The following is a 23,052-nucleotide window of genomic DNA, read 5'->3' as shown; positions in this document are numbered from 1 at the left end:
TCAGAACTTGATCTCGATCAAACGTCGGCCAATAAAAAGCCGGGGAGTTGCCCCGGCTTTTGGTTTGAGCGGCTACTCCGCTGCGAAAGGCGGCAGGCGCACGACATTGCCTGATTTGCCGCGCTTGCCCTCCGGGGTCTCGATTGCGGTGACCCGGCCTTCGAGGGCACCAACAGCCTGGGTGAGCTCTTCGCGGGACATTGCCAGGTCTTCCTTGTCCTTCCTGCCCACCAGACGGCCGAACATCCAGGCAAGCAAGCGCGACAGATCGTCCATGATCAGGAAGAACGAGGGCACGACGACCAGCGAAAGTACTGTCGACACAATGATGCCGCCGATCACCGCGATCGCCATCGGCGCACGGAAAGCACCGCCTTCGCCAACGCCGAGCGCTGAGGGCAGCATTCCTGCCGACATCGCGATCGAGGTCATGATGATCGGGCGGGCGCGCTTGCGGCCCGCTTCGACCATGGCTTCCACGCGCTCCATGCCGCGATGACGCATCTCGATGGCGAAGTCGACGAGCAGGATCGCGTTCTTGGTGACGATCCCCATCAGCATCAGGATGCCGATCATGACAGGCATCGAGAGCGGGTTCTGGGTGACGAGCAAGCCGACTGCCACGCCGCCGATCGCAAGCGGCAGCGAAAACAGGATGGTGAAGGGCTGGATCACGTCCTTGAACAGGAGGATCAGCACCGTCAGCACCAGCATCAGGCCCATCAACATGGCGTTGACGAAACTCTGCTGCATTTCCGTCTGCACCTTCGTGTCGCCGCTTTCGGCCAGCTGAACCGTCGGAGGAACCTTGGCCTCGTTGACGATCTGCCGGAACCGGGCGGATGCCGTGTCGAGTGCCACGCCCTGCGGCAGGTCGGACCCGATCGAGACGACGCGGTAGCGGTTGTTGCGCTTGATCGAGCTGACGCCTTCCGAATAGTCGATGTCGGCGACGGTGGACAGCGGCACGGTGCCGCCGCTCGCCGTCTGCATCTTCAGCGCCCGCAGGGCGGCAAGATCGCGGCGCATATCGAGCGACGCCTGTACGCGGATCGGGATCTGGCGATCGTCCAGGTTGATCTTGGCGAGGGCTGCATCAATGTCACCGATGGTGGCGACGCGGATGGTCTCGGAGATCTGCTGCGGGGTGATGCCGAGACGGGCAGCCTGGTCCTTGCGTGGACGGACCTGAAGTTCAGGACGGGGCAGGGCGCCCTCGGCGCTGACGTTCGCCAGCAGCGGATCGGCTCGCAGTTTTGATTCCAGGATACCCACAGCGTCGTTCAGGTCCTTCTCGTTCTTCGAGAGGAAGTTGAACGAAAGGTCACGCTCGCCGCGATCGTTGAGTTTCAAGATGCGCACATCAGGGATATGGCGGAGTTTGGAAAAGACCTCCTTCTCGATATCCCACTGCGGCCGAACACGGCCCTTTGGATCCACCTTGGGCAGGTGCGGTCCGATGATCGGCAGCGCTCCAAGGAAGTCGTCGACCAGCTTCTTCGAAAGCCTCTGGTCGAGCTTATGGAGCGTCAATGTTACGGTCGCGCGGCGCAGTTCGAGGTCGCCCTTCGGCGAAGCGCCGCCGAGCACGAAGACGCTTTCAACGCCATCGATATCCTTCACGTCCTTGTAGATCGCATTCGTCGTCGCTTCGGTATCGTCGAGCGTCGCGTTCGGCGGCAGCTCTACGGATAGGACGATGCGCGATGCATCTTCCGGCGGAAGGAAGCTGCCGGGCACCTGCGCAAGCAACATGACGGAGCCGACGAGGAAGGCGATTGCCGCGATCAACGTCGCATAGCGGGTCCACCACCGCCGGGTCGTGGCGCGCACGAGGCGCGTGTAGCCGCGGAAGAAGCGACCATCATTGTCGTGATGGTCTTCGATGCCGTCTTCCGCACGCATTAGGTATGCAGCCATCATCGGCGTGATGAGGCGTGCCACCATGAGCGAGAAGAAGACGGAGAAGGCGACCGTGAGACCAAACTGAATGAAGTACTGACCCGGGATGCCGGGCATAAACGACACCGGCACGAACACGGCAATGATCGTGAACGTCGTTGCGATGACCGCGAGGCCGATTTCGTCGGCGGCCTCGATTGCCGCGCGATAGGGGGTCTTGCCCATCTTGATATGACGGGCAATATTCTCGATTTCGACGATCGCATCGTCAACGAGAATACCTGTCGCGAGCGTCAGGGCCAGGAAGCTGACGAGGTTCAGCGAGAAGCCCATCAGGTCCATGATCCAGAACGTCGGAATCGCCGACAGCGGCAATGCGACTGCCGAAATCAACGTTGCACGCCAGTTCCGGAGGAACAGGAAGACGACGATGATCGCAAGCACCGCGCCTTCGATCAGCGTATCGATGGCCGCTTCATAGTTTCCGTAGGTGAAGTAGACGGAGTCGCTGATCAGCTCGATGCCGACGTTGGGGTTTTCGGCGCGCACCTTCTCGAGGCTCTTGGCCACGGTTTCCGCGACGCTGACTTCGCTGGCGCCCTTCGATCGAAACACGCCGAAGGTGACGACAGGCGTATCATCGAAGCGCGAGAAGGACTTTGGCTCCTGATAGGTGTCCTTGATGGCGCCGAGGTCAGACAGTTTGACGAACCGACCGTTCGGCAGCGCGATCGTCGTGTTGGCGAGTTCCGCGACATTTCGGGCATCGCCGAGCACGCGGATCGCCTGTTCGCTACCCGCCACCTGGCCGCGGCCGGAGCCGAGATCGACGTTCGTACCGCGCAGCTGTTGGTTCACGCTCGCGGCGGTGATGCCGTGGGCGTTGAGCTTGTCGGGATTGAGCTCGATGCGCACTTCGCGGTCCGCGCCGCCGTAGCGGTCAACGCGGCCAATGCCCGCCTGCCCCTGCAGGGCGCGTTTGACGGTATCATCGACGAACCAGGAGAGTTCTTCGAGTGTCATATCAGGCGAGGAGACGGCAAAGGTCTGTATCGCCTGGCCTTCGACGTCGATCTTCGAGACGATTGGTTCCTCGACATTGGCCGGCAGGTCGCTGCGGATGCGGTCGATCGCGTCCTTGGTGTCCTGAACGGCCTGCTCGGTCGGAATTTCCATACGGAACATGACGACCGTCTGCGACTGGCCGTCTGTCACCGTCGACTGGATCTCATCGATCCCGGTTATGCTGGCAACGGCGTCCTCGATCTCCTTCGTCACCTGCATCTCGAGCTCGGCGGGCGAAGCGCCGCTCTGCGTCACGACGATGGAAACGAGCGGAACGTCGATATTCGGGAAACGCGTGATCGGCAGCTTGTTGAACGACTGGATGCCGACGAAAAGCAGCAGTGCAAACGCCAGAAGCGATGCGACTGGATTTCGGATAGACCAGGCTGAAAAGTTCATCGGCCGTCTCTCAGTTGGAAATCGGTGGCTGTTCACGAACCGGCGTGATGCGGTCGCCGTCACGGACATAGGCGCCCGCCTTGGCTACGACCTCGTCGCCGGCTTTCAATCCCTTGATGATCTCGACATAGGCGCCGTCCTGGATGCCGGTTTCGACCTTGGCAAACTTGACGACGCTGTTCTCGACTTTGCGGGCCGAGGATCCCTCATTGCCCGACAGCACGGCTGAGACCGGGAGCGCCACGTTTTCGGTGGTGCGCACGACTATGTCAGCGCTGCCGTACATGCCCGAACGTGCCTTGCTGGAGTCATCGATCAAAATATGGACCAAACCGAGGCGTGTGAGCGGATCGACCGTTGGCGAAACCAGGCGTACGGAGCCGGTAACCTTCTCGCGACTACCGGAGAGCGAGAGAGTGGCCTTCTGGCCGGGCTGGACCTTGACGATGTCGCTCTCACCCACTTCCGCTACCAGCTCGATCTTGTCGTCGCGAATGATCGTGAAGAGCGGATCACCGGTCGCGAGTGCAATCGCGCCGATCTTGGCGTTCTTGGCTGCGACGGTACCGCCGACCGGCGTCTTGACGTCGGTGCGCGCCAGCTTCAGATCGGCATCCGCGATCTGGCTCTCAGTCACCCTGATCTCCGCGACGGCCACCTGGATCGCCTGCTTTGCGGAATCGACACGGGCATTGGCCGAAGCCGCTGCGGCATCCGCCTGCTCGACGGTCGCCGTGGAAACCGTGCCCTTCTTGCCCATTTCCTGGGCGCGTGCCTGCTGTTGGCGCGCCTGCTCTGCATTGGCCTGCGCTTCGATCAACTGAGCGCGAAGCTGCGCAAGGCTCGCTTCGTTCTTGGCCTTCGTGGCCTGCATCTGGCTCTTCTGCAGGATGAGTGCGTCGTCGTTCAGGGTCGCCAGCGTGCTCTCGGCTTGAACCCTGTCGCCAACATCGGCATTCAACGTGCGGACCGACAATCCTTCGACTTGAGGCTGAATGTAAACTTCCTCGACAGGCTTTACCGTACCGGTCGCAACAACGCGGTCGACGAGGGTGCGGGTGGACGCCTTCGTCACCACGATTGCCGGCAGGTTCTGCTGCGGCTTTGCGACCGGCTGTTCTTGGGCAAACGCTGCCGAAGCAACAGCTGCCGCGATCAGCAGGGTTGAGGCGCGAAGTATCTTAACAGGCGTGCGTGCCATGCGTCGTCATCCAGTTTGCTCGGTCAGACTCGCGCGTTGTCATCAGCTCGCGAATGGCCGGTTCCCGTATTGGTGTTCTCAGAAAGTATTTCCGCGTCCTTCGCCGACCCTTACTTAAGAAGTCCCTCGTCCGGCAAATTCGGTTTGTACGTGGTAGCGATTTGCCCATCGTGCAAGCCCGGCAGAAAATAATTCCTCATTTTGAACACAATAATTACCATTGCGATGCAGATCAATCACTGAGCGGTTATGCAAGCATTCCGATAGTTGATCGCCCATCGCCTCCATATGACGCGCGAGCCATGGCCGATGCGACATGGAACGCGAACTTTTTCGTCAAAAAGCAAAACGCGCGGAAGCTCCGCGCGTTTCGTCGTTTCAGCCGCTGATTACTTGGAAGCAGCGTCCGTGACGTCGTGCGTCCAGGCGCCCGTCGGTTCCTTGTTGATGATCTTCTGGTCGAGGAGGGCCTTGGCCGTGCGATCGTAGAGCGTCGTGTCGAGCTTGCCGGTGCCGTCGCCGATCAGCTTGGCAACTTCGCCCATCATGCGCTTCTGGTGGTTTTCGTCCTGGCCGCCGGCATCGACGACGATTCCTGCTGCTTCGTCAGGATTTTCGGTTGCGTATTTCCATCCCTTCATCGAAGCCTTGACGAACTTGACCATCTTTTCCTTGAAGGCCGGGTCCTTGAGCTTGTCTTCAGACGCGTAGAGACCGTCTTCGAGCAGGTCGTTGCCCATGGCGGTGTAGTTGAACACAGTCAGTTCTTCGGGCTTGAAGCCGGCATCGATTGCCTGCCAGTATTCATTGTAGGTCATGACGGAGATGCAATCGGCCTGCTTCTGCAGCAGCGGCTGTACGTCGAAGCTCTGCTTCAGCACGGTTACGCCATCGGCACCGCCTTGCGTCTTCAGGCCGAGCTTGCTCATCCAAGCGAAGAACGGATATTCGTTGCCGAAGAACCAGACGCCCAGCGTATGGCCCTTGAAATCGGCCTCGGTCTTGATCGGGCCATCCTTGCGGCAAATCAGTTCCATGCCGGATTTCTGGAAGGGCTGGGCGATGTTGACCAGCGGAACGCCCTTTTCGCGGGCAACGAGCGCGCCGCCCATCCAGTCGACGATGACGTCAGCACCGCCGCCGGCGATCACCTGTTCCGGCGCGATATCAGGGCCGCCCGGTTTGATGGTAACGTCGAGGCCTTCTTCCTCGTAGTAGCCCTTGTCCTTGGCGACGTAGTAACCGGCGAACTGCGACTGCGTCACCCACTTGAGTTGCAGCGTCACCTTGTCGGCAGCCATCGCCTGGGCTGCTGCGAGCGACATTGCGCTCGCCATCATCGCAACAATCAGTTTTTTCATTTTCTTTTTCCCTCTGAAGTTATGCCCCAATCCCATTGGCGGGAACAAAGCGACGCCTAGCCACCACGGATAGACGGATGCCAGAAAGTCACCGCCCTTTCGGCGAGGGCGACGACGCCATAGAAGATCGAGCCGACCAGCGCCGCAACGGCGATCTCGGCCCAGACCATGTCGACATTCATGCGGCCGATCTCGGTGGAGATACGGAAGCCCATGCCGACGATCGGCGTACCGAAGAACTCCGCAACGATGGCACCGATGAGCGCCAGCGTCGAGTTGATCTTCAATGCATTGAAAATGAAGGGCATCGCCGCCGGAAGCCGGAGCTTCAGCAGCGTTTGCCAGTAGTTCGAAGCGTAGGTCTGCATCAGGTCGCGTTCCATCGAACCGGATGCGGCGAGGCCGGCGACCGTGTTCACCAGCATCGGGAAGAAGGTCATGATGATGACGACGGCCGCCTTCGACTGCCAGTCGAAGCCGAACCACATCACCATGATGGGCGCCACGCCGATGATCGGCAGCGCCGACACCATGTTGCCGATCGGCAGCAGGCCGCGGCGCAGGAAGGCGACGCGATCGGCAAGGACGGCGACGGCAAAGCCTGCGCCACAGCCGATGACGTAGCCGGAAAACACTGCCTTGAAGATCGTCTGACGCACGTCGTCGGCCAGAATCGGCAGAGAGCCGGCGATCCTGACGCCGATGGCGCTCGGCGGCGGCAGCAGCACGAAGGGGATGCCGGCGCCACGCGTCAGCGCTTCCCAGAGGATCAGGATCCAGGCGCCGAAGATTGCCGGAATCAGCAGCCGCAGGAAGGAGCGGCCAAAATTCGAGACCGGCTTCATCTCCGAAAGCTCGGTGACGCAGCGCCAGGCGAGCAGCCAGCAGGCGGCCATCAGCAGGAAGAGGGACTTGGTCGCCAGGCCCTCGTTGCCGGTCACGCTTGAAAGCAGCACCCAGGCGGCCCAATGCGCACCGATCAGCAAAGCGCCGGCAACATAAAGCTTCGGCAAGGGCGCGAAGGAAACCAAGGCGAGGGCGACGATCAGGGCGATCGTCAGCCCAACGGTCGCCGACGAAACCGCCTCAGGCGCGCCTGCGCCCATGATCGGCAGCGTCACGAGCGCAATGGCGGCCAGCACCAGGACAACAACGCCCTGCCATGAGAAGGTCATCTGTTTCATGCCGGCCTCCCGCCCATCGACCGATCGACGATCTTCGCGACGAGGCCGACAATGGCGACCAGGCTTGCTGCCAGCACCGAGCCTGCGACAAGCGCCGCCCAGATATCGATTGTCTGGCTGTAGTAGGAGCCTGCGAGCAGCTTCGAACCGATGCCGGCGACGGCGCCGGTCGGAAGCTCGCCGACAATGGCACCGACAAGGCTTGCAGCGATCGCGACCTTCATCGAGGTGAAGAGGAACGGCACGGAGGCGGGAACACGTAGCTTCCAGAAGGTCTGCGCGGCTGTGGCGTTATAGGTCCGCATCAGATCGAGGAACATCACCTCCGGCGAGCGCAGCCCCTTCACCATGCCGACGGTGACCGGGAAAAAGGAAAGGTAGGTCGAGATCAGCGCCTTCGGCACGAGGCCGGTAATGTTGACCGCGCCGAGGACGACGATCACCATCGGGGCGATCGCCAGGATGGGCACGGTCTGCGAGGCGATGATCCACGGCATGAGGCTGCGGTCGAGCGCCTTGATGTGAACGATCCCGACGGCGATCACGATGCCGAGCAGTGTGCCGAAGCCGAAGCCCAGCAGCGTCGACGAGAGCGTGACCCAGCTATGGTAGACCAGGCTGCGGTTGCTCGAAAGTTTGCGCAGGAAGGTATTTTCGAAGACGTTCTGCGCCACCTGATGCGGTGCCGGCAGCAGCGGCTTCGGCTGCGACAGCGTCTTTTCGACGAATTCCACCGTTCCCGGCGTCTGGTTGGCGCGCTGATCCATGTCGCGCTGGAAGGAGGCATTCATCAGCACTGCCGCGACGTACCAGATCGCGATCAATGCCAACAGGATTGTGAGGACGGGGACTATCCGATCCTTAAGAGTATCTGGCCTCATGAGCGCCCCCGCGCACCGGTTTTAACTCCCAATGCCTTAGTGCTCATAGCTGTGCCCCGATCTCAGGCCCTCGCGCACGCGATGGGCGATTTCAAGGAACTCGGGCGATTCGCGAATATCCAGCGGCCGCTCCTTGGGAAGCGGCGAGTCGATGACGTCGGTGACGCGACCGGGGCGAGGGGACATCACGACAATCTTGGTTGAGAGATAGACCGCTTCTGGGATCGAATGGGTGACGAAGCAGATGGTTTTGTTGGTGCGCGCCCAGAGCTTCAGAAGCTCCTCGTTCAGGTGGTCGCGAACGATTTCGTCGAGCGCGCCGAAGGGTTCGTCCATCAGGAGCAGGTCGGCATCGAAGGCGAGTGCGCGGGCGATGGAGGCCCGTTGCTGCATGCCGCCGGAAAGCTGCCAGGGGAATTTCTTCTCGAAACCGGAAAGGTTCACGAGGTCAAGCGCATCGGCTATGCGCTTCTTCTGGTCGGCGAAGGCATAGCCCATGATTTCGAGCGGCAGGGCGATGTTGTTCTCGATGGTGCGCCAGGGGTAGAGCGCCGGTGCCTGGAAGACATAGCCGTAGGCGCGGGCCTTGCGCGCTTCCTCCGGCGTCATGCCGTTGACGGTGATTTCACCCGATGTTTTTCTTTCGAGATCAGCTATCACGCGCAGGAAAGTGGTCTTGCCGCAACCGGACGGGCCGATGAAGGAGACGAAGTCGCCCTTGCGCACGTCGAGATTGACGTTCGTCAGCGCATGCACAGGAGCATCGCTGGCATCGTAGGTCAGACAGAGGTCCTTGGCGGATACGACGGAGGCAGCTTGCGTCAATGATTGTGTATCCTGTTTTCCCCGCGCTTGTGCGGTTTGCATGATAGTATGAGTAGCGGTTTTCATTGTTCCGGCAAGGTCCATGGAGGATGACGATGGACGCGACATCAAAGCCCATCTGTCACATTGTGCGTCCCAGTCATGCCTATGACGGCAAGCAAGGGCTCAGCTACTTCGAAGGCATCGCGGCCGAGACGGTCGGCGCCAAGGGCATCTGCATGCATCTTATGACGATTCCGCCCGGCGTGCGCGCCAAGGCGCATCTGCATGAGGCGCACGAAACGGCGATCTACATGTTGTCCGGCGAGGCTCACACCTGGTATGGCGACGCGCTGGAGCATCATGTCGTCGTTCACGCCGGCGAGCTGTTCTATATCCCCGCCGGTGTGCCGCATCTGCCTGCCAACCTCAGCGGCACCCCTTGCACCGCGATCATCGCCCGCACAGATCCGAACGAGCAGGAAAGCGTCGTTCTGCTTCCGGAGCTTGATCGGCTGGTACAGGGGTGACGATGTCAAGGATCAGACTCCCGTCGCCGGGATGCCGGATCGTTCGACCTTGCGGGGCGCCACAAGCTCCTTCCAGGTCGAGAGCGCCTTGTTGACTGCCTGGAACGGTTCGCGCTTGACGAACTGGCCGTGGCCCTCCGTGGTCTTGACCGTGCTTTCCTCGATCGCCACTTCGCCGCGCGTCAGCGTGTAGCGCGGCAGGCCGGTGACTTCCTTGCCTTCAAAGACGTTATAGTCGATCGACGACTGCTGCGACTTGGCCGAGATCGTCTTCGAGCGCTTCGGATCCCATACGACGATATCGGCATCGGCACCGACGAGGATCGCGCCCTTCTTCGGATAGACGTTGAGGATCTTGGCGATGTTGGTCGAGGTGACCGCTACGAATTCGTTCATCGTGAGACGGCCGGTGTTCACGCCATGGGTCCACAGCATCGGCAGTCGGTCCTCGAGGCCGCCGGTGCCATTCGGAATCTTGGCAAAGTTGCCGACGCCGAAGCGCTTCTGATCGGTGGTAAAGGCGCAGTGGTCAGTTGCCACCACCGACAGCGAGCCGGATTGCAGGCCCGCCCAGAGGCTGTCCTGGTGCTGCTTGCTGCGGAAGGGCGGCGACATGACACGGCGGGCGGCATGGTCCCAGTCCTTGTCGAAATATTCGCTTTCGTCGAGCGTGAGGTGCTGGATCAGCGGCTCGCCATAGACGCGCATGCCCTTCTGGCGGGCACGGCGGATCGCTTCGTGAGCCTGCTCGCAGGAGGTGTGCACGACATAGAGCGGCACACCGGCCATGTCGGCGAGCATGATGGCGCGGTTGGTTGCCTCGCCTTCGACCTCGGGCGGGCGGGAATAGGCGTGTGCCTCGGGGCCGTTGTTGCCTTCGGCGAGAAGCTTGGCGGTCATCGAGGCAACGACATCGCCATTCTCTGCGTGAACCAGCGGCAGTGCGCCGAGCTCGGCGCAGCGCTGGAAGGAGGCGAACATCTCGTCGTCGTTCACCATCAGCGCGCCCTTGTAGGCCATGAAATGCTTGAAGGTGTTGATGCCCTTGTCCCTGACGACCGTCTCCATCTCGTTGAAGACGCGTTCGTTCCAGCCGGTGATCGCCATGTGGAACGAATAGTCGGCGTTGGCGCGGCTGGTCTTGTTGTCCCACATCTGCAGGGCTTCAAGCAGCGACTGCTCCGGTCCCGGCAGGCAGAAATCCACAACCATGGTCGTGCCGCCGGCGAGACCCGCGCGGGTGCCGCTTTCGAAGTCGTCGGAGGAATAGGTGCCCATGAACGGCATTTCGAGATGGACATGCGGGTCGATACCACCGGGCATGACGTAGCAGCCCGTCGCATCGAGCGTTTCGGTGCCGGAGAGGTTCGGGCCAATCTCGACGATCTTGCCGCCCTCGATCTTCACGTCCGCCTTGTAGGTCAGGTCCGCGGTGACGATGGTTCCGCCCTTGATGACTGTGCTCATGATCAGATCCCTTGCATTGATTGCTCGCGGCTCTGCGTCCGCCGGTAAAAGAAAGGCGGGAATGATCCCGCCCTTGATTATACAACGATTTCGGCGGTCTCGACGACGGCGTGGAAGAGGACGTCAGCGCCGGCCGCTGCCCATTCCTTGGAGATGTCCTCCGCCTCGTTGTGCGAGAGGCCTCCGACGCAGGGGCACATGACCATCGTCGTCGGCGCGACCTTTGCTGCCCAGCAGGCGTCGTGGCCGGCGCCCGAGATAAGGTTCATGTGGCTGTAGCCAAGCCGTTCGGCCGCACCGCGCACGCGCGAAACGAGCGTCGGATCGAAGGTGACCGGCGCGAAGTGGCCGATCGCCTCGATCGCGCAACCGACGCCGAGTGCTTCGCAAATGTCAGGTGCTTCTTTCTCGATCCTGGCGCGCATGCCGTCGAGCTTCGCCTGATCGGGGGAGCGGATGTCAACGGTGAAGACGACCTTGCCAGGCAGGACGTTGCGCGAGTTGGGGGTGAAGAAAACCTGACCGACGCCGCCGACGGCGCCCGGCTGGTTCTCCATCGCCACGGTCTGCACCATTTCGATGATGCGTGACATCGCGAGCCCGGCGTTGACGCGCATGTTCATCGGGGTCGAGCCGGTATGGGCTTCCCTGCCAGTCAGCGTGAATTCGAGCCACCAGAGGCCTTGACAGTGCGTGACCACGCCGATCTGCTTGTTCTCGACTTCGAGGATCGGCCCCTGTTCGATGTGGTACTCGAAATATGCGTGCATCTTGCGCGCACCGACCTTTTCGTCGCCAACCCACCCGATGCGCTTGAGCTCGTCGCCGAAGGTCTTGCCCTCCGGATCCTTGCGCTCGTAAGCATATTCCAGTGTATGGACGCCGGCGAAGACACCCGAGGCGAGCATGGCCGGTGCGAAGCGTGCGCCTTCCTCGTTGGTCCAGTTCGTGACGACGATCGGATGCTTGGTCTTGATGCCGAGGTCGTTCATGGTGCGGACGACTTCGAGAGCGCCAAGCACGCCGAGCACGCCGTCATATTTGCCGCCGGTCGGCTGCGTATCGAGATGCGAGCCGACATAGACCGGCAGTGCATCCGGATCGGTGCCCGGACGGGTCGCGAACATCGTACCCATCTTGTCGATACCGAGGGTCAGGCCTGCGTCTTCACACCATGTCCTGAAAAGGCTGCGCCCCTCGGCATCGGAGTCCGTCAAGGTCTGGCGGTTGTTGCCGCCAGCAATGCCCGGGCCGATCTTTGCCATGTCCATGAGGCTGTCCCAAAGACGATCCCCGTTGACGCGCATGTTCTCGCCTGGTGCTGCCACCATGTCTAAAGCCCTCACCCTGTTTTCGCGGTCATGCAGCGCGCATGCCCGCTTGTTCCCGTGGTCAGTTTCTCGGCGCTCTTGTTTGTCTTGTTAGCGCCGGAAAATCGCCAGTTGCCTTTGTTTTGCATCTGATCGATAATTTGACCGATTGGTAAACATTACAACTTCCGGCGCTGGGCTCAAGACGAAAATCAGGAAAAATACAGACAAAATCACCGGCATCTGCCCATTTTTGCGGCGAGCGGCCCATACCGGTTCAATCTTGAGTGAAATGGTTGAATTTGAAGGGGAAACAAGATCGACATGGCAATCCCGAGAGCAGCCAGGACTCAGCGGCGCACGCGCATTCAGGAAGAGAAGGAAGAGCAGATTCTTGAAGCCGCGCTCGACGTGTTTTCGGTGAGCGGCTTTCGCGGTTCCACGATTGATCAGATCGCCGAAGTCGCCGGCATGTCGAAGCCGAACCTGCTCTATTATTTCCGCACCAAGGAAGCGATGCACCGGGCGCTGATCGACCGCGTGCTCTTTACCTGGCTGGAGCCGTTGAGAGCTTTCGATGCCGAGGGTAATCCAGAAAGCGAGATCCGCAGCTACATAAGGCGTAAGCTCGAAATGGCCCGCGATTTCCCACGCGAAAGCCGGCTTTTCGCCAACGAGATGCTGCAGGGCGCGCCGCATGTCGAAGACGAACTGAAAGGACCGCTGAAGGAACTCGTGGACGAGAAGGCCGAAGTTATTCGTGCTTGGGCGAAAGCAGGGAAGATCGCCAGGTGCGATCCCTACCACCTGATTTTCTCGATCTGGTCGACGACACAGCATTATGCCGACTTCGACGTTCAGGTGAGGGCGGTGCTCGGGCACCATGCAGGCGCCGGTCGCTTCGACGATGCGGCGCGCTTTCTCGAGCAGCTGTTCATCGACGGGCTGAAGGTCAAGCCGGTGCCTGGCGCATCATGATGTCGTGGCATCGCGTCATCATTCGTCGAAATTCAAGAGTGAGTTGATGGCAGCGCGCGCCTTGGCGTGGCGGGTTTTATAGGCTTGCTGGATCGCCTTCCGTCTTGTTTCGAGCGCTGGCTCCGGTGACATGGCCGATAACCACGCCAACGCGGTCGGTACAAACTCGCCGCCCGAGGGAATCAGAAGGTCGCTTTCGTCGAGCTGCTTCCTGATGCAGCCGCGGTCGAAGGAGATGACCGCGTTTCCGGCCGCCTTCGCCTCAAAGATCTCCAGCGGCTGCGCCTCGTTGCCATGGGTCGTGGCGAAGACGAACACATCCACCTCGCGGTAGAAGGCCGATTTCGCGGCGTCATATAGCGGGCCGCGATAGTCCAGCGTATCGCCGAGTTCTGCGGCGGCGGCATCGATGGCGGCGCGTTCGCTGGCGCCGGCCGGACCCGCAAGGATTGCCCTGATCGGCAAGCTCTCATTCCGCGCTTGCCGTGCGAGATCAAGAAAGGTGTCCAGCCCTTTCTCGCGGCGGAGATTGCTGAGCATGCCGATCACGAGATGCCTGCGGTCCTTCGGCTCGTCCCGTTCTTCCTGCGCTGCAACGAGGGCCGCATTGGAGATCAGGCTGCTCTGCGTGCGGCGGCCATAAGCATCGGTGAAGTCGTCTCGCATGATGTCGCACAGGAAAATGTGTCGCAGCCGGCGGCCGCCGAGCGTCAGGATGGATCGCATCAGCAACCTCGGCCTATCGATGTAGCTGAAACTGTGATGGTGCAGGTAGACGGGATAGGCAAGGAGCCTCGCAAACAGCACGATCAGCGACGTGTAGATCAGGCCAGAGCCGCCTTCGCAGGCGAGATAGCAGATCCTGTTGCCATGCTTGCGATCGCGCAACAGCTGGAGACAGGCGCTGAGGACGCGACTGAACTTGATCGGATGCTTCAGCAGCGACAGCTTGCCGGTCGGCGGGGCGACATTGCAAACCGTGACCCTGTTTGCTTCCGAAAGCAGCACGATCATGCTTTTAGTCGCGTGCGAGAAGCCGTTTTGTGGCGGAGGCAACTGGCCGATCGCAACGATATGACATGTCATGCGGGAGGCTACCTCTTTGCGCCTCCCGACTATCGCACCGGCGCAGGAAAATACAATCTCCCTCGCGCCGGTCCAATGCACTGGCCGTGCAGCGAACCTTGCGTCAGGCGGCCGCCGTCGCCGGGCTGCTGTCGAAGGCAAACCCCTCGTCGGCCCAGCCGGTCATTCCGCCGATCATGACCTTCACCTGGAGCCCGAGCCTGGCGAGGCGGAGAGCGGCCTTGTCGGTGCCGTTGCAATGCGGGCCGGCGCAATAGACGACGAACAGGGTATCTGCGGGCCATTGCGACATGCGATGCGCCGTCATCTTGCCGTGCGGCAGGTTGATGGCACCCGGTACGTGGGAGGCGGCATAAAGTGCGGGAGAGCGAACGTCCAGCAGTACGAAGCCACTGTTGCCGGCGGAAAGCGATGCGTGGACGTCCCAGCAATCGGTCTCGAAGGCGAGCTTGCGGGCATAGTAGGCGGCGGTGGCCTCCGGAGAGAGGGCAGGGGTTTCGGCGACGAAGCTTGGCATGGCATGTCCTTTCGGTTCGAGTTGCCGCCGACCATCGCCGATGTTATGGCTTGGCGAAATTGGCCAGAATGACGGTTCGCGTAAAGATCATGCCAAATGCGCTGAAGGGACCCCATGTCGCGGTGCTTGCCTATGACGGCCTGTGCACCTTCGAGTTCGCCATTGCCTACGAGGTGTTCGGTCTGTCGCGTCCGGAAATGGGCAAGGGATGGTATCGCTATTCGGTCTGCGCGATAGAGCCGGGACCGCTTCGTGCCGCCGGCGGGCTGACAGTTTCCGTCGATCATGGGTTGGAGGTGCTTGAGGAGGCGGATTTGATCGTCGTGCCTGGCTGGCGCGCGATCGATGCAGAGGTTCCCGAGGCAGTCATCGATGCTTTGCGCTCAGCCCATCAGCGTGGTGCGCGGATCATGTCCCTCTGCTCCGGTGTTGCGGTGCTTGCCGCCACCGGGTTGCTTGGCCATCGGCGGGCAACCACGCATTGGCGCTACGTCGCCTCGATCTCGGAACGCTACCCCGATATCAGCTTCGATGCCGACGTGCTCTACATGGACGAGGGCAGTATCCTGACGGCGGCAGGCAGCGCCGCCGGTATCGATCTCTGCCTGCATGTGGTTCGTGGCGATTTCGGCACGGAGGCTGCCAACAGCGTCGCGCGGCGCCTGGTTCTGCCGTCGCATCGCGAGGGCGGGCAGGCGCAGTTCATCCAGGCGCCGGTGCCGCAGAAGCGCGAGGGCATCCGGCTCGGCCCGCTGATCGAGTGGATGCGGCAGCGGCTGGATGAGGAGCAGCCGATCAGCCTGCTCGCGACGAAAGCCGGGATGAGCCAGCGAACCTTTCAGCGCCGGTTCGAGAGCACCACCGGGATCAGCGTCGGTGAATGGCTGTTGCGCGAGAGGCTTCGCCATGCGCGCGAGCTGCTGGAGAAACAGATCGGCGCATCCCTCGACGACATCGCAGCTTCCAGCGGCTTTGGGACGCTGGCGACGATGCGCCATCACTTCCGCAAGCGGTTGGGCACGAGCCCGGGGGCCTATCGGAAGATGTTTGCGACCGGCCGCGGTTGAGGCCCTGATATTGGCCTTCTAGAGCATCGCACTTGAATTGAGAATCGAGTGGGGTTTTCACGAGGGTATTGGTGTGATTCACTGCGGTTGGAGGTGAATCACATGGGTAAATCTCATTCTGTTGATCTTCGTCAGCGTGTTGTTTCCATGGTCGCTAGCGGCCAATCACGGCGAGCCGCTGCCCGTCATTTCGCAATCAGCGACAGCAGTGCGATCAAGCTGCTGCAACGCCGGGAGCGGACTGGGCTGATAACCCCCGCGCGTCAAGGAAGGCCACCAGGTGCAGGGAAACTGTCGGCGTTTCGCGATTTCCTGGTCGCACAGGTCGAAGGCAAACCGGATATCACCATGCCAGAGCTTGCCCGTCGCCTTGAGGATGAACATGGATTGGTTATTCCACCATCGTCCCTGTCGCGGTTTTTGATAACGCAGGGATACACATATAAAAAAACAGATAATGGCGTCGGAACGCGCTCGCGCTGATATCCGAAAGGATCGTGATGTCTGGATTTCGAAACGCCAACCCCGGATGCGATTTGAACCGCATCGACTTGTTTTCTTGGACGAAACCTCGGTGAACACAAAGATGGTGAGACTGCGTGGGCGCTCCCCGCGCGGCGAGCGTCTCATCACGGATGCGCCCTTTGGCCACTGGGGGACACAGACATTCATTGCAGGCTTGCGCTGTTTCGGTCTTACTGCGCCCTGGATTATTGACAGGCCGATGAACCGGGAAATCTTCGACACCTACATCGAGACCCAGCTTGCGCCGACACTCGAACCAGGCAATGTCGTCATCCTGGATAATCTTCGCGTTCACAAGAGCGATAAAGCCAAAGCCTGCCTCAAGGAAGTTGGTGCGTGGCTCCTGTTTCTGCCGTCTTATTCGCCAGATTTGAACCCGATCGAAATGGCCTTCGCCAAAATTAAGGCCCATCTCCGAGCCGCCGCCGCTCGCACGTTTGACGCACTCTCAAATGCGCTCGGATCCATCTGCAACCTCTTCAACAGCCAAGAATGTCGAAACTATTTTACAGCCGCAGGCTATGGGTTCGATTAAAGGTACGGCGCTCTAGCCCCTCCTCGTTCCTGTGCTTGTCACAGGAAACCAGCAGCTGCGGGTCTGCGCGGCGAGAGATTCATAAGGTCGTCCACAGGAGGCGGGTCGCGCTCAGCACGCAATGCCGCGGCGTCAATTCCGCCGCGGCCTGGCGGGCCATCGGGTTGTTCGGATGGGTCGTCCAGTTGGCGTAGTTCGGATCGACGATCTTGCCGGTGCGCTTGTCGAGGTCGCCGGCGGGGAGCTTTTCCATGGTGATGCAGTTCTCGACCGGGCAGACGTTGACGCAGAGATTGCAGCCGACGCATTCGTCGTCCATAACCTCGAAGTGGCGCACGCCATTGACGAACTGGGTAATCGCCTGGTGCGAGGTATCTTCGCAGGCGATGTGACAGCGGCCGCATTTGATGCAGGCATCCTGATCGATCTTCGCCTTGGCGATGTAGTTGAGGTTGAGATACTGCCAGTCGGAAACATTCGGCACTGCGCGGCCGGTGATATCGTCGAGATTGCGGTGGCCCTTGGCGTCCATCCAGTCGGACAGACCCGTGATCATCTCCTGCACGATCTTGAAGCCATAGGTCATCGCTGCCGTGCAGACCTGCACGTTGCCGGCGCCGAGCGCCAGGAACTCGGCCGCATCGCGCCAGGTCGTTACGCCGCCAATACCCGAGATCGGCAGGCCGTAGGTTTCCGGATCGCGGGCGATCTCGGCCACCATGTTGAGCGCGATCGGCTTGACCGCCGGGCCGCAATAGCCGCCGTGGCTGCCACGTCCGTCGATGGACGGCTCCGGCGAGAAGGTGTCGAGGTTGACCGCGGTGATCGAGTTGATCGTATTGATCAGCGAGACCGCGTCGGTTCCGCCGGCCTTGGCAGCGCGCGCCGGCTTGCGGATGTCAGTGATGTTGGGCGTCAGCTTGGTGATCACGGGCATGCGCGTGTACTGCTTGCACCAGCGCACGACCATTTCGATGTACTCCGGCACCTGCCCGACCGCGGAGCCCATGCCGCGCTCGGACATGCCGTGCGGACAGCCGAAATTGAGCTCGATGCCATCGGCGCCGGTTTCCTCGACCAGCGGCAGGATCGATTTCCAGGCGTTTTCCTCGCACGGGACCATGATCGAGGCGATCAGCGCCCGGTCCGGCCAGTTCATCTTCACCTGCTTCATTTCGCGCAGGTTGGTGTAGAGGTCGCGATCGGTGATGAGCTCGATATTGTTCAAGCCCAGCAGGCGGCGGTCGGCGCCCCAGATCGCGCCGTAGCGCGGGCCGTTGACGTTGACGACCGGCGGGCCTTCCTCGCCGAGCGTCTTCCAGACGACGCCGCCCCAGCCGGCCTTGAAGGCGCGTTCGACGTTGTAGGCCTTGTCGGTCGGCGGTGCGGAGGCCAGCCAGAACGGGTTGGGCGACTTGATGCCGACGAAATTATTGCGGAGATCAGCCATTGTTCATTCTCCCCTTCACGCGACGGCAACGGCCGGCTGCGCACCGGCAGCAAGCATGCGGTTGATGGATTCGGCGGCATCGCGGCCCTGCGCGACGGCCGAGACGGTGAGATCGTCACCACCGAAGACGCAATCGCCGCCGGCCCAGATGCCGTCCAACGACGTCTTGCCTTGCGCATCGATGGCGATGCGTCCGGACTCCATGCGCAGCGCGCCGAGGCCGGCGGCATCGAAGGTCTGGCCGATCGCCTTGAAGATCTGGTCGGCGGCGATGACCCCGGTCTCGCCGGTTGTCGACAGGCGGCCATCGACGAGCTTGGTATATTCAACCTCGATCGCGGCGACCTTGCCGTCCTTTGCGAGAATGGACTTCGGCGCCAGCCAATGGCGGATGATGACGCCCTTCGAGGTGGCGAGATCCTGCTCGAACTCCGAGGCGTTCATATGTTCCTTGCCGCGGCGATAACAGATCGTCACTTCCTCTGCGCCGAGCAGCTTGGCCTGCACGGCGGCATCGATTGCCGTCATGCCGCCGCCGAGAACGACGACGCGGCGGCCGATCGCAATCTCGCCCTTGCTTGCGGCCTGGCGCAGGCTGGCGATGAAGTCGACGGCATCATCCACGCCCGGTAGATTTTCGCCTTCGAGACGTAGCGCATTGACACCGGCAAGGCCGATGCCGACGAAAACGGCGTCATATCGCGATTGCAGATCGGCGAGAGAGAAATCACGGCCAAGTTGCTGGTCGTGGCGGACTTCAATGCCGCCGATCGCCAGAACGTAGTCCACTTCCTGCTGCGCGAAGTCGTCGACTGTCTTGTAGGTGGCGATGCCATATTCGTTGAGGCCGCCTGACTTCGGCCTTCCGTCGTAGATGACGACGTCATGGCCCTTCACGGCGAGGCGATGGGCAGCGGCAAGACCTGCCGGGCCCGCGCCGACGACGGCAATCGTCTTTCCGGTCAGAGCGGGGCGGCTGTAAAACTGCTTGTCTGCCTGCATGGCCGTGTCGGTGGCGTAGCGCTGCAGGCGGCCGATTTCGACGGGTCGCTCTTCTGCCGTGTTGCGCACGCAGGCCTGCTCGCACAACTCTTCGGTGGGACAGACGCGAGCGCACATGCCGCCCAGGATATTCTGGTCGAAGATCGTCTTGGCCGATCCGAGCGGATTGCCGGTGGCGATCTGCCGGATGAAGAGCGGAATGTCGATGGAGGTGGGACAGGCCGTCATGCACGGCGCGTCGTAGCAGAAATAGCAGCGGTCGGCTGCCACCAGCGCCTCGTGCTTGTCGAGGCGCGGATGAAGATCGGAGAAGTTCGACTCGTACTCGGCGGGCGAAAGCCGGCCTGCACGAATCCCAGTTCCCAGTCGTTCCATTGAAGTTCCCTCATTATTGGTAAACGGCCAGTAGGGGGAAGCGTAACTCAGGTTAAAAAATTTATCAAACGGTAAAATTTTTGCGATGCATGCCGTTTATCATATTGTTTTAATAGGGCTATTTTTGCTGGTTTCGGAGCGCCGTCCGCCCTTGGCCGCGTCCTTGAAATAAAAAATGAAAAAATCGATTTTTTCTCGTCCGTTCGGGGAACCATTCGGATACTTGCCCGTTACTGCGGTATCCGAACGATGACCGCATCGACCCAACATGCGCGCCCCCAAAACATCGTTCGGACCTACTCACGGTCCCCTCCCGATGAGTGAAAGAACAGCCGGTGCGCCGCCCTCGCACTGGCTGTTCTTCGTTTAGCGCATTGCTGCCTGTCGAGGAGGACGCCGGAGAATTTCGAACTCGGCGTCGGGGATGACCAGATGATATTCGATCCGGCCTGGTACCAGCGTGAGTTCGGCCTTGCCGTTTACCGAGGAGGGGACGACGCGCTCGAGCACCGTCTTGCCGAAGCTGTTGTCGCTGAATTCATGAATCTCTGTCGGATCGCACAGCGTCTCCGCCCATGAAACCTCGATTGCCTTTCGCCCGGCAGAGGCCACTTCGTGGCAGCTCAAGGTGACAGCAGGTTTGCTGCCAGCGATCGCTCCATAGGAAGCCGAATTGACGATCAATTCGTGCAGCGCCAGGCCGACATGCACGGCGGCATTGGGTGTCAGGTGGACGTTTATCCCGGAGATCGGCAGCGGTCCTGCGGTCTCAGGCCAATAGGGGGCGAACTGCTTTTCAGCCAGTTCGAACAGGAAGGCACCGCGCCAACTGGAGTCAGTAATCAAGTCTTGCGAATTCGACAGCGATTGCAATCGCCCGCGGAATTTCGCCAGAAAGCTATCCAGCGATATGGTGTTGCGGGCCGTTTGTGTGGCGATGCCCTGAATAATGGCCAGAAGGTTCTTCGAGCGGTGCGATAGCTCGCGAAGAAGGGACTTCAGCACCTTTTCGCGATGCCGTGCCTCCGTCACCTCGGATATGACGGAGAGGATGCCCATGGCGTGATCCGTGCCAGCGCGCTGGATCTTCAGTTCGTACGTGCGCATTTCCCCGTCGATCGAAATGTCGACCTCGGCTGTCATCTGCTTCCCGGTTTCGAATACCTGCTGCTTCAGCTTCTCCAGGTTGCGCCCATGTGTCTCGCCGAAGAGATCTACGTCAGTTCCGCCCGGTATTGCAAGCGGCTGAAAATACGCAGGAAGGTTATCGGCATAGATGATCGACAGGCCAGGATCCTGGTAGATCACTGAAATCCCGGCACTTGCGAGCGCGCGCTGCAGTAGAACCACTCTGCCTTCCGGCGCGAAGGACATGCCGGGCACTGGTTCATTCCTGTTCACCTAGTCGCCTTTCCCATTTTGATCTTTCCTCACGGCGGAGGAGGGTGCCCATTGATCGGGAAGCTTATCCTAGAAGAAAGCGCTAAAAAAAAACCTTAAGGCCGGAAAAGCGTTCCAGATTCACCGAAACGCATTCCCGTTCCCTTTGTTCCTCAAGTCGCCATTTCTTCAGGCGGCGGCCTTGGTGGATTGGTTGAAGAAAAGTGCCTGACTGATCAATGCCTTGACCATGTCCGGATTGAACGGCTTCGTGACCAGGAAGGTCGGCTCCGGCCGTTCGCCCGTCAGCAGTCGCTCGGGAAAGGCGGTGATGAAGATCACCGGCACGCTCGCAGTCTTGAGAATGTCGTTGACCGCATCGATGCCGGAGCTGCCGTCGGCAAGCTGGATATCTGCCAAAACCATGCCCGGCCGGGTCCTGTTATAAAGCGCAACCGCTTCGGCATGCGTACGGGCGATGCCGGTCACCCGGTGGCCGAGGCTTTCCACCATTTGTTCGATGTCCATCGCGATCAGCGGCTCGTCCTCGATGATCATGACGTCCGTGGCAACCTGGCGAGAGATTTCGCGCGATGCGTTGTCGAGCAGGCTGACGACTTCGTCCTCTTCCACGCCCAGGATCTCGGCAATCTCTCCAACCCGGAAGTTCTCGACGGAGGCGAGGATAAAAGCCTGGCGCGCGAGCGGCGAAACCTTGGCGAGGTTCAGCGTTGCGCGCTGCTCCCACGCGTAAGGCGAGGCAGGTTCAGGGATCTGGACTGTGACGGAACCAAACAGCGTGGTGAAAAGTTTGTACAATGCAACGCGGTCATCCGCGGTATCCGGGAAAATGGATATATCGGTAATGATCGCCTCGAGGACGGCGGCTACATACGCGTCGCCCGACGTTTGCGTTCCAGTAAGCGCGCGGGAATAACGACGCAGATAAGGAAGGTGCGGCGCAATTCGAGTCGAAAGTGTCATTTATAGCTCCCAATAGGCCGGTGAGAGGCCTCAATGGCGATTAAAACGCGACGGACTGTAAAAATGTTCCTGATATGTAGGAACTTTTTTTTCTCAGCAGCATTATCGTGCCTACAAACTAGAGGGCTCATCGCATTTGTTTCATGACACGCGACGGGATGTTCGCCAATCAGCCGGCCCAAGCGGCTGATGTAGTTAAGACGAACTTAATCAAGGCGGCGTGGCAGAACGGGCGGATAACGAGTAAAGTGACGATTGATGACGACACGCAAGAATGAAAAAGATCGGCAGCGGCTGGAAATGCGCGCAAGCGATATCCTGGACCCGAACAGCCAGATCGGGGTGAAGTTACGATCGCTTTATGCTGCCGTGCAGGAAGAAGCGATTCCGGAGCGCTTTCTCGATTTGCTCGAGAAGCTTGACCAGGCTGAACTGGTCGCTTCGGCCAAGGCCGCGAAGTAAGGTGGCTCCATGGAAAAGCAGCAACCAAGCTTCAAGCGCGAGCTCCTTGCGTCGCTACCGAGTCTGCGAGCCTTTGCCATCTCGCTGATTGGCCGGCATGACCGGGCGGACGATCTTGTTCAGGACACGATCATGAAGGCCTGGGCAAAGCAGGATCATTTCGAGATGGGCACCAACATGAAGGCCTGGCTCTTTACCATCCTGCGCAACGAGCTTTACAGCCAGATGCGCAAGAGCGGACGCGAAATCCAGGATAGCGATGGCTTGTTCACCGAGTCGATGGCGATGCACCCGTCGCAGTATGGCGCGCTCGATCTTCAGGATTTCAAGAAGGCGCTCGATCAGCTGCCCCCGGACCAGCGTGAAGCGATCATTCTGGTCGGCGCATCGGGGTTCTCCTACGAAGAAGCCGCGGAAATCTGCGGATGTGCCGTCGGCACGATCAAGAGCCGCGTCAATCGCGCCCGCCAGCGTCTCCAGGAACTGCTTCAGATTTCCGGCGAGGCCGATTTCGGGCCAGATGCAACATCCTCGCCGCTGACGTCCAAAGCCTTCGCCTTCTGACATGCCCAGCTCGACCCAAAAAG

Annotated in this window: 20 protein-coding genes; 6 read left to right on the top strand and 14 right to left on the bottom strand. The window is 60.6% G+C overall.

Annotated elements, in window-relative coordinates; translation table 11 throughout:
* Positions 1-72: 72 nt before the first annotated feature.
* The 6 genes from WGT02_RS16885 to WGT02_RS16860 form a co-directional block, all read right to left on the bottom strand.
* On the bottom strand, positions 73-3,366 hold the full coding sequence (locus WGT02_RS16885; RefSeq protein ID WP_024315697.1) for an efflux RND transporter permease subunit: 3,294 nt from the start codon (positions 3,364-3,366) through the stop codon (positions 73-75).
* Between the two features lie 10 nt (positions 3,367-3,376).
* Positions 3,377-4,567 carry an efflux RND transporter periplasmic adaptor subunit gene (locus WGT02_RS16880; RefSeq protein WP_024315698.1) on the bottom strand — a complete coding sequence of 397 codons (1,191 nt, stop codon included), beginning with the start codon at positions 4,565-4,567 and terminating at the stop codon, positions 3,377-3,379.
* Positions 4,568-4,956: 389 nt separating this feature from the next.
* The gene (locus WGT02_RS16875) at positions 4,957-5,928 is read right to left on the bottom strand and encodes an ABC transporter substrate-binding protein (protein WP_208249868.1); all 972 of its coding nucleotides are present in this window, start codon (positions 5,926-5,928) and stop codon (positions 4,957-4,959) included.
* Between the two features lie 56 nt (positions 5,929-5,984).
* A complete protein-coding gene (locus WGT02_RS16870; protein ID WP_208249870.1) occupies positions 5,985-7,112 on the bottom strand; it encodes an ABC transporter permease in 1,128 nt (375 codons plus the stop codon).
* Positions 7,109-7,993: an ABC transporter permease gene (locus WGT02_RS16865; RefSeq protein WP_024315701.1), complete on the bottom strand. Its 885-nt coding sequence runs from the start codon at positions 7,991-7,993 to the stop codon at positions 7,109-7,111. The genes WGT02_RS16870 and WGT02_RS16865 overlap by 4 nt, the downstream gene beginning before the upstream one ends.
* A 36-nt stretch (positions 7,994-8,029) precedes the next feature.
* On the bottom strand, positions 8,030-8,860 hold the full coding sequence (locus WGT02_RS16860) for an ABC transporter ATP-binding protein (protein ID WP_051166682.1): 831 nt from the start codon (positions 8,858-8,860) through the stop codon (positions 8,030-8,032).
* A 53-nt stretch (positions 8,861-8,913) separates the two neighbouring features.
* Between WGT02_RS16860 and WGT02_RS16855 the strand changes: the two genes are divergently transcribed.
* Complete coding sequence (locus tag WGT02_RS16855; protein ID WP_208249872.1) at positions 8,914-9,327, top strand: cupin domain-containing protein; 414 nt, start codon at positions 8,914-8,916, stop codon at positions 9,325-9,327.
* A gap of 12 nt (positions 9,328-9,339) precedes the next feature.
* Here the strand turns inward: WGT02_RS16855 and hydA are convergent, their stop codons facing one another.
* Complete coding sequence (hydA, locus tag WGT02_RS16850) at positions 9,340-10,794, bottom strand: dihydropyrimidinase (RefSeq protein WP_208249874.1); 1,455 nt, start codon at positions 10,792-10,794, stop codon at positions 9,340-9,342.
* Positions 10,795-10,871: 77 nt separating this feature from the next.
* Positions 10,872-12,125, bottom strand: coding sequence for a Zn-dependent hydrolase (locus WGT02_RS16845; protein WP_208249876.1), 1,254 nt, complete (start codon positions 12,123-12,125; stop codon positions 10,872-10,874).
* 303 nt (positions 12,126-12,428) lie between these two features.
* Between WGT02_RS16845 and WGT02_RS16840 the strand changes: the two genes are divergently transcribed.
* Positions 12,429-13,082 carry a TetR family transcriptional regulator C-terminal domain-containing protein gene (locus WGT02_RS16840; protein ID WP_024315705.1) on the top strand — a complete coding sequence of 218 codons (654 nt, stop codon included), beginning with the start codon at positions 12,429-12,431 and terminating at the stop codon, positions 13,080-13,082.
* Between the two features lie 18 nt (positions 13,083-13,100).
* Here the strand turns inward: WGT02_RS16840 and WGT02_RS16835 are convergent, their stop codons facing one another.
* On the bottom strand, positions 13,101-14,168 hold the full coding sequence (locus tag WGT02_RS16835; protein ID WP_208249878.1) for a glycosyltransferase family 4 protein: 1,068 nt from the start codon (positions 14,166-14,168) through the stop codon (positions 13,101-13,103).
* Positions 14,169-14,271: 103 nt separating this feature from the next.
* Complete coding sequence (locus WGT02_RS16830; RefSeq protein WP_024315706.1) at positions 14,272-14,685, bottom strand: rhodanese-like domain-containing protein; 414 nt, start codon at positions 14,683-14,685, stop codon at positions 14,272-14,274.
* Positions 14,686-14,753: 68 nt separating this feature from the next.
* On the opposite strand from WGT02_RS16830, the gene ftrA reads away from it, so the two are divergent.
* Positions 14,754-15,752, top strand: a complete 999-nt coding sequence (gene ftrA, locus WGT02_RS16825) for a transcriptional regulator FtrA (RefSeq protein ID WP_208249880.1) — start codon at positions 14,754-14,756, stop codon at positions 15,750-15,752.
* Between the two features lie 102 nt (positions 15,753-15,854).
* Positions 15,855-16,812, top strand: a protein-coding gene (locus WGT02_RS16820) for an IS630 family transposase (RefSeq protein WP_112334086.1) whose coding sequence is annotated in 2 segments (ribosomal slippage) — positions 15,855-16,205 and positions 16,207-16,812 — 957 coding nt in all. Because the reading frame shifts where the segments join, the coding sequence is not laid out codon by codon here.
* Between the two features lie 79 nt (positions 16,813-16,891).
* Here WGT02_RS16820 and preA read toward each other — a convergent pair.
* The 4 genes from preA to WGT02_RS16800 all read right to left on the bottom strand — a co-directional run bounded on the left by preA (position 16,892) and on the right by WGT02_RS16800 (position 22,003).
* Positions 16,892-18,262: an NAD-dependent dihydropyrimidine dehydrogenase subunit PreA gene (gene preA, locus WGT02_RS16815; protein ID WP_208249882.1), complete on the bottom strand. Its 1,371-nt coding sequence runs from the start codon at positions 18,260-18,262 to the stop codon at positions 16,892-16,894.
* A gap of 15 nt (positions 18,263-18,277) precedes the next feature.
* A complete protein-coding gene (locus WGT02_RS16810; RefSeq protein ID WP_208249884.1) occupies positions 18,278-19,639 on the bottom strand; it encodes an NAD(P)-dependent oxidoreductase in 1,362 nt (453 codons plus the stop codon).
* A 366-nt stretch (positions 19,640-20,005) separates the two neighbouring features.
* Positions 20,006-21,013 carry a sensor histidine kinase gene (locus tag WGT02_RS16805; protein WP_208250571.1) on the bottom strand — a complete coding sequence of 336 codons (1,008 nt, stop codon included), beginning with the start codon at positions 21,011-21,013 and terminating at the stop codon, positions 20,006-20,008.
* A 195-nt stretch (positions 21,014-21,208) separates the two neighbouring features.
* Positions 21,209-22,003, bottom strand: coding sequence for a response regulator (locus tag WGT02_RS16800; RefSeq protein ID WP_024315711.1), 795 nt, complete (start codon positions 22,001-22,003; stop codon positions 21,209-21,211).
* A 300-nt stretch (positions 22,004-22,303) separates the two neighbouring features.
* Here WGT02_RS16800 and WGT02_RS16795 point away from each other — a divergent pair, with 300 nt between their 5' ends.
* On the top strand, positions 22,304-22,465 hold the full coding sequence (locus WGT02_RS16795; protein WP_225039840.1) for a NepR family anti-sigma factor: 162 nt from the start codon (positions 22,304-22,306) through the stop codon (positions 22,463-22,465).
* Between the two features lie 9 nt (positions 22,466-22,474).
* Positions 22,475-23,029 carry an RNA polymerase sigma factor gene (locus WGT02_RS16790; RefSeq protein ID WP_016554882.1) on the top strand — a complete coding sequence of 185 codons (555 nt, stop codon included), beginning with the start codon at positions 22,475-22,477 and terminating at the stop codon, positions 23,027-23,029.
* Positions 23,030-23,052: the final 23 nt, after the last annotated feature.

It is taken from the genome of Rhizobium sp. T1470 (assembly GCF_042140505.1).
GTDB classification, from domain to species: domain Bacteria; phylum Pseudomonadota; class Alphaproteobacteria; order Rhizobiales; family Rhizobiaceae; genus Rhizobium; species Rhizobium favelukesii.
The sequence above is the reverse complement of the archived record's forward strand: the minus strand, read 5'-3'. Positions and strand labels throughout refer to the sequence as shown.

What these genes read in the sequence shown, in the direction of transcription:
- WGT02_RS16830 (WP_024315706.1), bottom strand. Translation starts at nt 14,685, where the DNA reads ATGCCAAGCTTCGTCGCCGAAACCCCTGCCCTCTCTCCGGAGGCCACC.
- WGT02_RS16835 (WP_208249878.1), bottom strand. Translation starts at nt 14,168, where the DNA reads ATGACATGTCATATCGTTGCGATCGGCCAGTTGCCTCCGCCACAAAAC.
- WGT02_RS16790 (WP_016554882.1), top strand. Translation starts at nt 22,475, where the DNA reads ATGGAAAAGCAGCAACCAAGCTTCAAGCGCGAGCTCCTTGCGTCGCTA.
- WGT02_RS16860 (WP_051166682.1), bottom strand. Translation starts at nt 8,860, where the DNA reads ATGCAAACCGCACAAGCGCGGGGAAAACAGGATACACAATCATTGACG.
- ftrA (WP_208249880.1), top strand. Translation starts at nt 14,754, where the DNA reads ATGACGGTTCGCGTAAAGATCATGCCAAATGCGCTGAAGGGACCCCAT.
- WGT02_RS16880 (WP_024315698.1), bottom strand. Translation starts at nt 4,567, where the DNA reads ATGGCACGCACGCCTGTTAAGATACTTCGCGCCTCAACCCTGCTGATC.
- preA (WP_208249882.1), bottom strand. Translation starts at nt 18,262, where the DNA reads ATGGCTGATCTCCGCAATAATTTCGTCGGCATCAAGTCGCCCAACCCG.
- WGT02_RS16840 (WP_024315705.1), top strand. Translation starts at nt 12,429, where the DNA reads ATGGCAATCCCGAGAGCAGCCAGGACTCAGCGGCGCACGCGCATTCAG.
- WGT02_RS16870 (WP_208249870.1), bottom strand. Translation starts at nt 7,112, where the DNA reads ATGAAACAGATGACCTTCTCATGGCAGGGCGTTGTTGTCCTGGTGCTG.
- WGT02_RS16865 (WP_024315701.1), bottom strand. Translation starts at nt 7,993, where the DNA reads ATGAGGCCAGATACTCTTAAGGATCGGATAGTCCCCGTCCTCACAATC.
- WGT02_RS16845 (WP_208249876.1), bottom strand. Translation starts at nt 12,125, where the DNA reads ATGGTGGCAGCACCAGGCGAGAACATGCGCGTCAACGGGGATCGTCTT.
- WGT02_RS16810 (WP_208249884.1), bottom strand. Translation starts at nt 19,639, where the DNA reads ATGGAACGACTGGGAACTGGGATTCGTGCAGGCCGGCTTTCGCCCGCC.
- WGT02_RS16875 (WP_208249868.1), bottom strand. Translation starts at nt 5,928, where the DNA reads ATGAAAAAACTGATTGTTGCGATGATGGCGAGCGCAATGTCGCTCGCA.
- WGT02_RS16800 (WP_024315711.1), bottom strand. Translation starts at nt 22,003, where the DNA reads ATGACACTTTCGACTCGAATTGCGCCGCACCTTCCTTATCTGCGTCGT.
- WGT02_RS16805 (WP_208250571.1), bottom strand. Translation starts at nt 21,013, where the DNA reads ATGTCCTTCGCGCCGGAAGGCAGAGTGGTTCTACTGCAGCGCGCGCTC.
- WGT02_RS16885 (WP_024315697.1), bottom strand. Translation starts at nt 3,366, where the DNA reads ATGAACTTTTCAGCCTGGTCTATCCGAAATCCAGTCGCATCGCTTCTG.
- WGT02_RS16855 (WP_208249872.1), top strand. Translation starts at nt 8,914, where the DNA reads ATGGACGCGACATCAAAGCCCATCTGTCACATTGTGCGTCCCAGTCAT.
- hydA (WP_208249874.1), bottom strand. Translation starts at nt 10,794, where the DNA reads ATGAGCACAGTCATCAAGGGCGGAACCATCGTCACCGCGGACCTGACC.
- WGT02_RS16795 (WP_225039840.1), top strand. Translation starts at nt 22,304, where the DNA reads ATGCGCGCAAGCGATATCCTGGACCCGAACAGCCAGATCGGGGTGAAG.